This window comes from Alkalibacillus almallahensis (assembly GCF_011761495.1).
GTDB classification, from domain to species: Bacteria; Bacillota; Bacilli; order Bacillales; family Alkalibacillaceae; genus Alkalibacillus; species Alkalibacillus almallahensis.
The window spans coordinates 73,816-87,628 of sequence record NZ_JAASRU010000011.1 but is presented as its reverse complement, the minus strand read 5'-3'; the positions used below and the strand labels follow the sequence as shown (position 1 = coordinate 87,628).

Genomic DNA, 13,813 nt, shown 5'->3' with positions numbered 1-13,813 from the left:
GCCTCCTCGGCCGAAAAAACGTGGCCTCCGGGGTCTTGAGACACGTGCTATTCCCACAGGAGTCGCCACCTTCGCTACTCCCAATTCAACAACTAAGTACTTTAAATGATATTTCAAATCAACTCACTAGTTTTAACAGAACTAAAATAAAAGCATGATCATTATGAAAATGAAGGTGAGACAATGTCTATGGAAGATAATTTAATGCAACAAGGGGATTATGGTGCGAGCCAAATTCAAGTATTAGAAGGTTTAGAAGCTGTTCGTAAAAGACCAGGTATGTATATTGGTTCTACGAGTGAACGTGGTCTTCACCACCTTGTTTGGGAAGTCGTCGATAATAGTATTGATGAAGCGTTAGCAGGTCATTGTGACACAATCGAGATCCAAATCGGTAAAGATAATAGCATTACAGTCATCGATGATGGCCGAGGAATTCCGATTGATTTACACAAAAAAGCAGGCAAACCAGCATTAGAGGTTATCATGACGGTCCTTCACGCAGGTGGTAAGTTCGATGGTGGATCCTATAAAGTCTCAGGCGGACTTCACGGCGTTGGGGCGTCAGTCGTTAACGCATTATCCAGTGAATGTGAAGTGTTTGTTCATCGTGATGGTACGCTTTACTACCAAAGCTATACACGTGGCATTCCTGATGATGAAGTGAAAGCTATTGGTGAAACAGATATCACAGGAACGAAAACACGTTTTAAACCTGATCCAGAAATTTTCACGGAAACTGAAGAATATTCGTATGATCAATTATTACATCGTACACGTGAATTAGCGTATTTAAATAGAAAATTACAAATATCATTAGAGGATTTACGTGAAGAAGAACCTCGCCGAGAAGAGTTTTATTTCGAAGGCGGTATTTCAGAATATGTTGAGCATTTAAACCATACGCGTCAGGCATTACACGATCCGATTCATGGTGAGAATGAGCTTGACAATATTACGGTTGAATTTGCGATACAATATAATGACGGCTATGTCAGCAATTTATATTCATTTGCTAATAACATTCAAACAACAGAAGGTGGTACGCATGAGTCAGGCTTTAAGACAGCTTTAACTCGTGTCATTAATGACTATGCTCGCCGCAATAATTTATATAAAGAAAATGATCCGAATTTAATTGGTGATGACGTACGTGAAGGTTTAACAGCGATTATTTCTGTTAAACACCCTGATCCACAATTCGAAGGTCAAACGAAGACGAAACTCGGTAACAGTGAAGTTAGAACCATTACGGATCAGATTTTCGCCGATAAATTCTCACAATTTTTAGCTGAGAATCCAAAAGTCGCTAAACAAATCGTTGAGAAAGGGTTAATGGCTTCACGTGCTCGAATTGCTGCGAAAAAGGCACGCGAGGTAACACGTCGTAAGAGCGCACTAGAAGTATCTAGTTTACCTGGTAAGTTAGCTGACTGTGCCACAAAAGATGCTGATATCAGTGAATTATACATCGTTGAGGGTGATTCAGCCGGTGGTTCAGCTAAGCAAGGTCGTGATCGTCATAACCAAGCGATTCTTCCTTTACGCGGTAAAATCATTAACGTTGAAAAGGCACGCCTGGATAAGATTTTATCGAATAACGAAATTCGTTCAATGATTACCGCTTTAGGAACAGGCATTGGTGAAGAATTTGACTTGTCGCAAGCCCGTTACAAGAAAGTTGTCATCATGACGGATGCTGACGTTGATGGTGCCCACATTCGTACGTTATTATTAACCTTCTTTTATCGGTATATGCGTCCGTTAGTAGAAAACGGGTATGTTTATATCGCTCAGCCACCATTGTATAAAATGACGCAAGGTAAACAAATTTACTATGCGTATAATGATGCTGAAATGGAGCGCATTTATAATGAATTGCCAGCCTCACCTAAAATTAGTTATCAACGTTACAAAGGTTTAGGTGAAATGAATCCGTCGCAATTATGGGAAACAACGATGGACCCAGAAACGCGGACATTGCTTCAGGTTAACTTAGAGGATGCCATGGATGCCGATGAGATCTTCCAAGTCTTAATGGGTGATCAAGTAGAACCTAGACGCGATTTCATTCAACAAAATGCACAATATGTACAAAACTTAGATGTTTAATAAAAGTTCATGAACGTTTGAATGAAACGTTCATGTTCTTCTGTTAGGGAGGTAATTACTTTTGGATCAAGAACGTCCTCAAGTCCAAGAAATTAATTTAAGTCAGGAAATGCGAACCTCATTTTTAGACTATGCGATGAGTGTCATTGTTTCGCGAGCTTTACCAGACGTACGTGACGGGTTAAAACCAGTTCACCGTCGTATTCTGTATGCGATGCACGATTTAGGCATGTATTCGGATAAAGCCTATAAAAAATCCGCACGTATTGTCGGTGAAGTTATTGGTAAGTATCACCCGCACGGTGACTCAGCTGTATATGAAGCGATGGTCCGTATGGCACAAGATTTCAACTTCCGTTATATGCTTGTTGATGGCCATGGTAACTTTGGTTCAGTTGACGGTGACTCAGCTGCAGCTATGCGTTATACAGAAGCAAGAATGTCCAAGATTTCAATGGAGATCTTGCGTGATATCAATAAAAACACAATAGATTATGATGATAACTATGATGGAACTGAAAGAGAACCAGTCGTATTACCAGCACGTTTCCCTAACTTACTTGTTAACGGAGCATCAGGTATTGCGGTCGGTATGGCGACTAATATTCCACCGCACCAATTAGGTGAAGTGATTGATGGGGTCTTGGCTTTAAGTGAAAATCCTGATATCACGATCCAAGAGTTAATGGAAGAGTATATTTATGGCCCTGATTTTCCAACGGGTGGAGAAATCTTAGGTCGAAGTGGTATACGTAATGCCTATGAAACTGGTAAAGGGTCTATTACCATTCGTTCGAAAGCTGATATCTTAGAGGATTCGAACGGTAAACCACGAATTGTAGTTAATGAGATCCCGTTCCAAGTGAATAAGGCGCGTCTAATCGAAAAAATTGCAGAGCTCGTTCGAGATAAGAAAATCGACGGCATTACCGATTTACGTGATGAGTCTGACCGAGATGGTTTACGAATCGTGATTGAAGTTCGTCGTGATGCTAATCCGAATGTTGTCTTAAATAATTTATATAAACAAACTGCCTTACAAACGTCTTTCGGAATCAATATGTTGGCACTTGTTAATGGACAACCAGAAGTATTGAATCTAAAACAGACGTTAAGTCATTACTTAGAACACCAAAAAGAAATTATTACCCGCCGTACTCAGTTTGAACTGGATAAAGCGGAAGCCCGTGCCCATATTTTAGAAGGTTTACGTACAGCGCTTGATTATCTAGACGAGGTCATCACGCTGATTCGTGAATCACAAACAACAGATATTGCTCGGGATGAATTAATCTCTCGTTTTGGTTTATCCGAAAAGCAAGCGCAAGCGATTTTAGATATGCGTTTACAGCGTTTAACAGGGTTAGAGCGTGAGAAAATCGAAAATGAATATCAAGAACTAACTGAATTAATTGCTGAGTTAAAGGCGATCTTGGCTGATGAAAATAAAGTGCTTGAAATTGTTCGAGAAGAGTTACTTGAGCTTAAAGAGCGCTTTAATGACAAACGTCAAACAGATATTACAGTTGGTGGCGCTGATTTCATTGAAGACGAAGACTTAATTCCTGAAGAAACAGTTGTCGTCACTGTCACACATAAAGGCTATGTAAAACGACTGCCTGCAACGACTTATAAATCACAGCATCGTGGTGGACGAGGCATTCAAGGTATGAATATGAATGATGATGACTTCGTGGAGCATTTACTTACGACGTCCACTCATGACACGCTGTTATTCTTCACGAATAAAGGGAAAGTTTACCGAGCTAAAGGTTATGAAATTCCTGAGTTCAGTCGTACTGCTAAAGGCCTTCCTTTGATTAATGTCATCGAAATTGATCAAGATGAATGGGTAAATGCGGTCATTACGGTGAAAGAATATGTGAGCGACTGGTATTTATTCTTCACAACGAAAAACGGTATTTCCAAACGTACGACGCTTGAACAGTTTGCGAATATTCGCCGAGGTGGACTGCGAGCGATTAATTTACGTGAAGATGATGAGTTAATCTCCGTTCGCCTGACTGATGGTAGTAAACAAATGATGATCGGTACGAAAGCAGGACATTTAATCCGTTTTAACGAAGAAGATGTTAGAGTGATGGGACGTACGGCATCTGGTGTTAAAGGGATTTCATTGCGTGAAGATGATGCTGTTGTCTCCATGGATATTTTAGAGCCAGGATCCGAAGTCTTAACTGTTACTTCAAAAGGTTATGGTAAACGTACACCAGAAGAAGAATATCGCATGCAAAACCGTGGCGGTAAGGGTATCTTAACGTGTAAATTAAACCCTCGTAATGGTCATGTTGTAGCCGTAAAACCTGTAACAGGTGAAGAAGACTTAATGATTATGACGATTGATGGTGTTTTAATCCGTATGTCATCAGAATCGATTTCAATGACAGGACGTAATACGCAAGGGGTTAAACTGATTCGCTTAGGTGATGAGGAAGAAGTAGCGACTGTTGCGCGTATTGAAAAAGAAGATGATGATGAAGCGGAAGACGAAATAGAAGATCAAGAAGAAGAAACACTAGAAGACAGTGAATCTCCTGAAGAAGAGTAATAGAGGTGTTAGGTTATGAAAGTGCATCCACAACAAATTGTGCCAGGTTGTTTAGTTACAAAAGATGTCATAGGAAATACGGTGACACCTATTATTCCACGCAATACAGTTGTGGAGCCTATTCATATCCAAGTGCTAGAAAAATTCAGGATTAATGAAGTTGAAGTGGCTAATAAACTTGTCACGGGTGAAGAGTTTGAAGCGAAAGAGTTAACCGAAGAAGAACAACAATCGCTTCAAAAGTTACCATTCTTCGAGCACTTCGTGGATGTCGTTAAAGAAACACGAATAATTTTTGAGAATTGGGATTACCGTACACCACTTGATTCGAAAAAGATTCGTGAGTTAATTTTGCCCTTAACAGAGCAAGCTGAGGATAAGCGTGATGTTATATTAAAACTGCATCATTATAATGATCCGAAATTCTATATGTATTATCATATGGTGGCGATGGCTGTTATTTCAACGTATTTAGCCAAACGACTTGGCTATGATGAGAGTGAACGTCATAGTGTTGCCTTAGCTGCTTATTTATCAGATTTAGGGATGTTAAAGTCTCAAAAAGACGTTTATTTAAAAGAACGGTCATTAGACTATAATGAATATGAACAAATTCAAAAGCATCCTATTGAATCTTACCGTTTACTAGAAAAGGAACCGTTTAACCAAGATGTTAAAATTGCTGTTTTACAGCATCATGAGCGGTTAGATGGCTCGGGTTATCCATTAGGTGTAAAAATGGATAAATTGCATCGCTTTGCGAAAATCTTAGCTGTCGCAGATATGTTCCATGCGATGACTTCTGAGCGAATGTATCGTCAAAAACAATCACCTTATAAAGTCATCGAAGAGATGCGAAAAGACCAATTAACACAATTGGATATGGAAGTACTGAATGAACTTGTTAGGTGTTTTGTTAATTTCGGAAACGGAACTGAAGTTAAACTATCAAATAGTGAATATGGGACGATTGTCTTCACAGATGAACGTTATCCTACTAGACCGCTCGTTCGGTTAAGGAAGGATAAAGAGATTTTAAATCTAATTGATGAAAAAGATTTATATATTGAGGAAATCTTATAGAGTCATTAGCTATATGTAGCTAGTGACTTTTGTTTTATAAATAGTCGATCTTGTTTAAGTCGATACTCACATTTTAAAATTTCTTTAAATTGGCGATGTGGTTGGGCTTAAAATATTGTATAATAAAAACGATGCAGAATTGAATCGAAAAGGATTAATGAGACATGGGGGAACCGAGAATGAAACAAACAAAGACATACCTAACACGCATCCTCGTATTAACGGTGATGGTGTTTAGTTTATTGATGACAGGCGTCACAACAGCGCATGCTGAAATTAATGTTGAAGCGGAATCAGCGATTTTAGTTGATGCAGAAACAGGAAACATATTATTTGAGAAAGAATCAGATATTGCATTACCACCAGCAAGTATGACGAAGGTTATGACAGAATACTTAGTATGGGAAGCTGTCGAGAATGGTGAGATTAGTTGGGATACAACGACAGAGATCAGTGAATATGCTTATTCAATTTCAGCTAATAATTCATTTTCCGGCGTTGGTCTTCGCTTAGACCATGAATACACGGTTCAAGAGTTATACGATGCTATGGCGATTTATTCAGATAATGCGACTACTATTGCATTAGCTGAGCTCATCGCAGGTTCAGAAGGCGAATTCGTTAAGATGATGAATAAAAAAGCAGAGGAAATGGGATTAGAAAATGCAGAGTTCGTTAATTCGACTGGTTTATCTAATAGTAGTTTAGGTGAAAACTATCCAGAGGGAACAAACCCTGACGATAATAACTTAATCTCTGCGAAATCAATGGCTAAGCTTGCTTATCATTTAATCAATGATTATCCAGAAGCCTTAGAAATATCGAGTGTTCCGACGCAAGAATTTGAAGGCAATGAAATGATTAATTACAATTGGATGCTTCCTGGTATGCCAGGTCATATAGCAAAATATACGTATGAGGGCTTAGATGGACTTAAAACAGGTCGTACAGAGTTAGCAGGTCATACTTTCACAGGAACAGCTAAACGTGACGGTACACGATTAATCTCAGTTGTCATGCGGACAGATAGTGTCGAAGAACGTTTCGAACAAACACAGAAAATACTTGATTATGGTTTTAATAGTTTTTCAAATCAAACATTATTTGAATCAGGCCATCAAATCGAAGGTGAGTCAACGCTTCCAGTTGTAAATGGTAAGGAAGAAGAAGTTGAGATTGCGTCTGCTGAACCGATTGAAACGATGGTTCGTGAAGGTGAAGAAGATCAGTACTCAGTTAATTATCAAATTAATGAAGAAGTATTAAATGATGAAGGTGCGCTTGAGGCGCCAGTAGAAGAAGGTTTAGAAGTTGGCGAATTAGTGTTAACATATGATGGAGAACAAAGTTATGGTAATATTTTATCAGATGAGTCTACTAATTCAGTTCCAGTAGAAACGAATGATGGTGTCGAGAAATCAAATTGGTTTATGTTAATGCTACAAGCAATTGGCGACTTCTTTGTTGGACTATTTAATAGTATCAAAGGCTTATTTGCTTAATAACATCTGTTAAATCCGTTGTTGATATTGTGATCCGCTTTCGGTGGACGCTTTCCGCGGGCACGGCTCGAGCCTCCTCGGAAGAAAAGCGCTTCCTGCGGGGTCTCGAGACACGTGCTGTTCCCGTGACGGCCCGGACGGCCTAATGTCGACGTTGGTCACAGGACGTGACCGCTCTTAGTCGACCAGGAGTCGCCACCTTCGCTACTCACAATCCAACAACTCAACACTATTTTCATTATTAATATTTAAGTTTTAACTAACTAAATATAGATTGATAGGTTATAGGGGGAGATCATATGTCAAATGTCGGTACAGATCGTGTGAAACGAGGAATGGCTGAGATGCAAAAGGGCGGCGTCATTATGGACGTTGTGAATGCTGAGCAAGCTAAGATTGCAGAAGAAGCGGGTGCTGTTGCTGTCATGGCTCTAGAGCGTGTGCCATCAGATATTCGTGCTGCAGGTGGGGTTGCTCGTATGGCAGATCCAACAGTAACTGAGGAAGTACTAAATGCAGTGAGTATTCCAGTAATGGCTAAAGCACGAATCGGTCATATTGTGGAAGCACGTGTGCTAGAAGCAATGGGTGCAGATTATATTGACGAAAGTGAAGTATTAACACCTGCTGATGATATTTATCACATTGATAAAAACGATTATACCGTACCATTTGTCTGTGGTTGCCGTAACTTAGGCGAAGCGTTACGTCGAATTGGTGAAGGTGCTTCTATGTTACGTACGAAAGGCGAACCAGGAACAGGTAATATTGTTGAAGCTGTTCGTCATATGCGTGAAGTCCAAACACAAATTCGTTACGTTCAGAATATGGCAAAAGACGAATTAATGGTGTATGCCAAAGAAACGGGCGCGCCGTATGAATTACTCTTACAGGTACAAGAAGAAGGACGTTTACCAGTCGTAAACTTTGCAGCTGGTGGCATTGCAACGCCATCTGATGCTGCGCTTATGATGGAATTAGGTGCGGACGGTGTATTTGTTGGTTCTGGTATTTTCAAATCGAAAAATCCAGAGAAATTCGCCCGCTCAATCGTCGAAGCAACAACCCATTATCAAGATTATGAATTAATTGCTAAGTTATCTAAAGATCTAGGTACAGCAATGCCTGGTCTTGAAACATCAACGCTTGAAGGTAACGATCGGATGCAAGATCGTAGTGAGTAAAGGAGTCTTATCATGGCAACAATAGGTGTATTAGGTTTACAAGGAGCATTCCGTGAACATATCCAATCCATTGAGGCATGTGGTCACGATGCTGTATTAATTAAAAAAGTAGAGCAATTAGAAGCTGTCGATGGGTTAGTTTTGCCTGGTGGCGAAAGCACAACAATGCGCCGATTAATTGACCGTTATGAATTTTTTGATGCCCTTATCCAATTTGGTCAAACTGGTAAACCAATCTTTGGAACGTGTGCAGGCCTTATATTACTCGCTTCGCAGATCGAAAATGATGATGACAATCATTTAGGCTTAATGGATATGACAGTGGCTCGTAATGCATTTGGACGTCAAAAACAAAGCTTTGAAACGCCACTTGAGATTAAAGGTGTGGCAGACGATTTTGAAGCGGTATTTATTCGTGCCCCTTACATTCTTGATGTACACCAAGACACAGAAGTTTTAGCAACCTATGATGATAAGATCGTTGCGGCTAAACAAGGACATTATTTAGCTACTGCATTTCACCCAGAACTGACAGATGATTATCGCTTAATGGCTTATTTTATCGATATGGTAGAACAATCAAAACTTGCTTCTGTCTAAAAAATAAGGTATATTAAAAGCTACAATAATAATGAATCAATTGCGCTGATAGGAATTAGTAGTGGTAAGTGTTTATCTCAGAGAGCTAGTGGTGGCTGTGAACTAGTATAAACAGACCGCGAATCCATCCTGGAGCAGGTGAACTGAATGATGACGTAAGTTTACCCGGAAAACAGTCCCGTTATGACTGTACAAGTTGGAAGGTTAAATCCTTCAACAAGGGTGGCAACGCGGGTTATACTCGTCCCTTTACTGCATGTGCAGTAAAGGGGCGTTTTTTTATTGGATTAACGATATTAGGGAGGTTAAATGTATGTTAGACATGAAGTTTTTACGTGACAATTTTGATGAAGTGAAACAAAAGATGCAAAACCGAGGAGAAGATTTAACGGATCTCGATCAGTTTCTTGATTGGGATGAAAAGCGCCGTGCTTACATCCAAGAATCAGAAGAACTTAAGGCACGTCGAAATGAAGTTTCTAAAGAAATTTCTCAACTGAAGAAAAATAAAGAAGATGCTGATCATTTAATCCAAGAAATGCGTGAAGTAGGCGACCGTATCAAAGAGATCGACAATGAACTAAATGAAGTCGAGACGAAATTAAATCAGTTAATGCTTTCGATTCCAAATGTGCCTCATGAGTCTGTTCCGATTGGTGAAACTGAAGATGATAACGTTGAAGTAAGACAGTGGGGAGAAGTGCCGTCATTTGATTTCGATGTGAAGCCACATTGGGATATTGCAGATGAGTTAGACATTATTGATTTCGAACGCGCTTCTAAAGTGACAGGCAGTCGTTTTGCCTTTTATAAAGGCCTAGGTGCACGCCTAGAACGTGCGCTAATTAACTTCATGATGGACTTACACTCAGACCATCATGGTTATGAAGAAATGATGCCACCACAAATCGTTAATCGCGATAGCTTAACAGGTACAGGTCAGTTACCGAAGTTTGGAGAAGATGTGTTCAAACTAGAAGAATGGGATTATTTCTTAATTCCGACAGCTGAAGTGCCTGTGACGAATTATCATCGTGATGAGATTTTAACAGCTGATGATCTGCCGAAGAAATTCACGGCATTTAGTACGAATTTCCGTAGTGAAGCGGGGTCAGCTGGCCGTGATACACGTGGTTTAATCCGCCAGCACCAATTTAATAAAGTCGAACTCGTTCAACTCGTAAAACCTGAAGAGTCTTATGAGACATTAGAGTCGCTCACAAATGATGCTGAGGAAGTGTTGCAGCAATTAAAATTACCATATCGTGTGATGAATATGTGTACAGGTGATTTGGGCTTCACAGCGGCGAAAAAGTACGACATTGAAGTGTGGATCCCAAGTTATGAGACTTACCGAGAAATCTCTTCTTGTTCGAATTTTGAGGATTTCCAAGCAAGACGTTCTGGCTTACGCTTCCGTCGTGAAGCAAACAGCAAACCAGAATATATGCATACTTTAAATGGTTCAGGCCTAGCAGTCGGACGAACGGTCGCTGCGATTTTAGAGAACTATCAAAACGATGATGGATCTGTAACCGTTCCAGACGTGTTAAAACCATATATGGGCAATGTGGAGCGCATTAGCCAATAAATTAAAAATCCTCCGCTTAAGTTAACTAGTTAACTTAGGTGGAGGATTTATATTTGTCTTATGATAGAGCAATTATTGATTGTGTTGCTCACTAATTTGTAAGAACATTAAGAATATAAATTTCATCGAGATTTTTATCATTTTCCTCTTTATAAATGTTTGTGAGCTGTGGTATACTAACAATCGTTGGTCGACAAAATGCGTCTTAAAGGCGCCTAAGCAAGAAAATATAAATTCTTTTCACAAAACACCTTGCATAACGTCGAACCATATGATATATTTTGTTTTGTGAGTTCACGGAGGAGTACCCAAGTTCGGCTGAAGGGAGCGGTCTTGAAAACCGCCAGGGGGTTTACGCCCCGCGGGGGTTCGAATCCCTCCTCCTCCGCCATATTATTTTTAAAGTAATTGGTTACATGATGTAGCCATTTTTTTATGTCTTTATTAAAAGTTTGAATATTATGATAATAATCACTGTCATATGATTGATGATATAAAAACGCTCTATACGCAGGTCAACGTATAGAGCGTTTTTATTATGATTTAATATATTGTCTAGAAGTTTGAATATGATTGCCAATGCGTTCAAGGATGGGATCCACTGATGTGTTTGGATTGTGTAAATCATAATCATTAATATTAATTCGCATTACTGGGCACGTATTAAAGTTATTAATCCATTCTTCATAACGATCATACATTTCACGCCAGTATTCGATAGGCGTTTCTTGCTCCATTTCACGACCACGATTCTTGATCCGGTCTAATACATCCTCAAATGAGCCTTCTAGATAAATTAAGAGATCAGGATGAGGGAAATATGGTGTCATGACCATTGAATCGAATAAATGCTTGTACGTATTATAATCCGTTGGGGTCATCGTCCCTTTATCATAGTGCATTTTCGCAAAAATGCCCGTGTCTTCATAAATTGAACGGTCTTGGATGAACCCGCCCCCGTATTCAAAGATCCTTTTCTGCTCTTTAAAACGTTCAGCTAAGAAATAGATCTGTAAGTGAAAGCTCCACCGTTCAAAATCATAATAGAATTTATCGAGGTAAGGGTTGTTTTCAACTTTTTCGTAAGATGTACGAAAGCCGATCTTATTGGCTAGCGCTTTCGTCATTGTTGATTTCCCTACACCTACTGTTCCGGCGACAGTTATGACCGCATTTTTCGGGATGCCGTATTGGTTTAGATCGCTCATGATATAAATTCTCCTTTATTAATATGTTGTTGCACAACTGTTAAAATATCATCTAAATCAGACTGGTGTTTAACGAAATCGATTTCGTCTCCGTTAATGCGGATGACAGGTATATCAGGGTTTTCCTTTTCAAAATGATTCATAAATTCTTCGTAGTCTTCAGATAGTTGTTGCAAGTAGTCTGCTTGGATATTTTGTTCAACTTCTCGTCCACGACTTTCAATTCGTTTTAACAAGGTATCAAGGCTAGCGTGTATATAGATCATGACATTTGGTTTCGCTAAGTCTTGTGTTAAGATATTAAAAATCTGCTCATATTTTTCGTATTGTTCTGGTTTTAATGTCCGTCTCGCGAAGATCATATTTTTCATAATATGATAATCAGAAACGACGGGCTTACTTTGATTCAAATAGTGCTTTTCGATGTCTTCGAGCTGCTTGAATCGATTGCATAAGAAGAACATTTCTGTTTGAAAGCTCCACTCTTCAATATTATCGTAAAACTTTCCGAGAAACGGATTTTCCTCAACGATTTCTTTTAGTAAATGATAATAGAAGTGAGTTGCAATTTTATTGGATAATGACGTTTTACCAACGCCGATTGGACCTTCAACCGCAATAAAAGGCGTGTTATTTTGTCTCACGCATGATTCCTCCATTCATGACAAAGTTCGACTAACTGTTATCCATCATACCAAATTTTAATTCGGTGTTGGGATATGAATTGAAATAAAAAATTTTCAATACTCCTATCAACCACCTATACGCTTTTTGCCCCAGTACATAGTTTATAGTATCGAAACAAAAAAGGGGTGAATAAATATGTGGGATGATTGCAATGAATTAGATTGCAAAGACTCAAAATGCGTATGTAAAACCGTACGCAAAATAGCAGATGCGCAAGATGCAGTTGATGACCAAGGTTGTGATGTCGGCTGTAAACAATCAATCGATGACCTATTATCACCAGCATCACCATCGTCAGGAAATGACACAGTACCGTTTATTTTGTATTGTAAAGGATCGTGTCGTCCGTTTGTCGGTAATGGTATTTTACAAGGTACTACAGGAAATAATCGCACTTTCCGTTGCTTTGAATCACCAATATTCCGTGTTAGTAAAATTCATAAGGATTGTTGCGCCGACTTAGAATTATTGTTACCAGTAACTGAAGGAGGATCAACACCAGGTCCTGGAGGGCATGAAGTCTGTAACTACTTCCCTGGTAACTCGATTCGTAACTTACAAAGAACGGGAATCTGTGTAAAAGTTGACTTATGCGATTTCGTTGGTATTTCATGTCTTGAACCAGTACGCGCACTACCTGTTTCTGATTTTAATGCTAATAACTGCGGCTCTTCTCAATCACCATCACAATCACATTCTTAATGTTAAACCGGTTGGTATCATTTGCGATGCCAACCGGTTTTATGTTTAATTAGATACATAGAGGGGTATGTTAAAAAGTGTTGAAATAGTTATCGAAAGCCAATAACGGTGAAAGATAAACAAACTAAAAATTTTTAAAAGACATGTTTGACAAAATACCTATAGGGGTATATACTACAAATGTAACGTCAAACAACAACTTTTCAAACGTATCTCAGAAGGAGGTTGTAAACATGGAATACGATGCAAAAGTTAAAAATAGAATTAAGCGCCTTGAAGGTCAATTACGCGGAGCATTGCGGATGATGGAAGAAGGCGAAGATTGCCAAGAAGTGATTAACCAACTTTCAGCAAGCCGTACAGCACTTGATCGTACCATTGGTGTGATTGTAAGTGAAAACTTAATCGAATGTGTACGTGAAGCTGAAGAAAATGGTGAAAATACAGACGAACGTGTTAAAGAAGCCGTCAATTTACTCGTTAAAAGCCGTTAAGAAATTTAAAAAGCGAAATAAGTTGACAGATTGTATTATAAGCTTTAATATACCCCTTAGGGTATAAAAACCAAATGAAGG

General features: G+C 39.1%; 11 protein-coding genes, 1 tRNA gene and 1 other annotated feature. Of the genes, 10 read left to right on the top strand and 2 right to left on the bottom strand.

Annotated features, from left to right (window positions below; genetic code table 11):
• The first annotated feature begins 189 nt into the window (after positions 1-189).
• The 8 genes from gyrB to FHR85_RS10555 all read left to right on the top strand — a co-directional run bounded on the left by gyrB (position 190) and on the right by FHR85_RS10555 (position 11,032).
• The gene (gyrB, locus tag FHR85_RS10590) at positions 190-2,112 is read left to right on the top strand and encodes a DNA topoisomerase (ATP-hydrolyzing) subunit B (protein ID WP_167263011.1); all 1,923 of its coding nucleotides are present in this window, start codon (positions 190-192) and stop codon (positions 2,110-2,112) included.
• A 61-nt stretch (positions 2,113-2,173) separates the two neighbouring features.
• Positions 2,174-4,681 (top strand): DNA gyrase subunit A, encoded by a 2,508-nt coding sequence (gene gyrA / locus FHR85_RS10585; RefSeq protein WP_279588358.1) that lies wholly within the window; start codon positions 2,174-2,176, stop codon positions 4,679-4,681.
• A 15-nt stretch (positions 4,682-4,696) separates the two neighbouring features.
• Positions 4,697-5,764 (top strand): HD-GYP domain-containing protein, encoded by a 1,068-nt coding sequence (locus tag FHR85_RS10580; RefSeq protein WP_167263009.1) that lies wholly within the window; start codon positions 4,697-4,699, stop codon positions 5,762-5,764.
• Between the two features lie 179 nt (positions 5,765-5,943).
• Positions 5,944-7,266 carry a serine hydrolase gene (locus tag FHR85_RS10575; protein ID WP_167263007.1) on the top strand — a complete coding sequence of 441 codons (1,323 nt, stop codon included), beginning with the start codon at positions 5,944-5,946 and terminating at the stop codon, positions 7,264-7,266.
• A 299-nt stretch (positions 7,267-7,565) separates the two neighbouring features.
• Positions 7,566-8,450, top strand: coding sequence for a pyridoxal 5'-phosphate synthase lyase subunit PdxS (pdxS, locus tag FHR85_RS10570; protein ID WP_167263005.1), 885 nt, complete (start codon positions 7,566-7,568; stop codon positions 8,448-8,450).
• 12 nt (positions 8,451-8,462) lie between these two features.
• Positions 8,463-9,050 (top strand): pyridoxal 5'-phosphate synthase glutaminase subunit PdxT, encoded by a 588-nt coding sequence (gene pdxT / locus FHR85_RS10565; RefSeq protein ID WP_167263003.1) that lies wholly within the window; start codon positions 8,463-8,465, stop codon positions 9,048-9,050.
• 36 nt (positions 9,051-9,086) lie between these two features.
• Positions 9,087-9,302: a binding site (T-box leader), on the top strand.
• A 61-nt stretch (positions 9,303-9,363) separates the two neighbouring features.
• Positions 9,364-10,641, top strand: a complete 1,278-nt coding sequence (gene serS / locus FHR85_RS10560; protein WP_167263001.1) for a serine--tRNA ligase — start codon at positions 9,364-9,366, stop codon at positions 10,639-10,641.
• A 298-nt stretch (positions 10,642-10,939) separates the two neighbouring features.
• Positions 10,940-11,032, top strand: a tRNA-Ser gene (locus tag FHR85_RS10555).
• 145 nt (positions 11,033-11,177) lie between these two features.
• On the opposite strand, the gene FHR85_RS10550 is transcribed toward FHR85_RS10555, so the two are convergent.
• Together FHR85_RS10550 and FHR85_RS10545 are read right to left on the bottom strand one after the other, a co-directional pair.
• Entirely contained in the window at positions 11,178-11,849 is a 672-nt protein-coding gene (locus tag FHR85_RS10550; RefSeq protein ID WP_167262999.1) for a deoxynucleoside kinase, read from the bottom strand.
• A complete protein-coding gene (locus FHR85_RS10545) occupies positions 11,846-12,493 on the bottom strand; it encodes a deoxynucleoside kinase (protein WP_341770959.1) in 648 nt (215 codons plus the stop codon). The genes FHR85_RS10550 and FHR85_RS10545 overlap by 4 nt, the downstream gene beginning before the upstream one ends.
• A 178-nt stretch (positions 12,494-12,671) precedes the next feature.
• Here FHR85_RS10545 and FHR85_RS10540 point away from each other — a divergent pair, with 178 nt between their 5' ends.
• Positions 12,672-13,238, top strand: coding sequence for a CotY/CotZ family spore coat protein (locus FHR85_RS10540; RefSeq protein WP_167262995.1), 567 nt, complete (start codon positions 12,672-12,674; stop codon positions 13,236-13,238).
• A 233-nt stretch (positions 13,239-13,471) separates the two neighbouring features.
• Positions 13,472-13,732 carry a metal-sensitive transcriptional regulator gene (locus tag FHR85_RS10535; protein WP_167262993.1) on the top strand — a complete coding sequence of 87 codons (261 nt, stop codon included), beginning with the start codon at positions 13,472-13,474 and terminating at the stop codon, positions 13,730-13,732.
• The last annotated feature ends 81 nt before the right edge of the window (positions 13,733-13,813 follow it).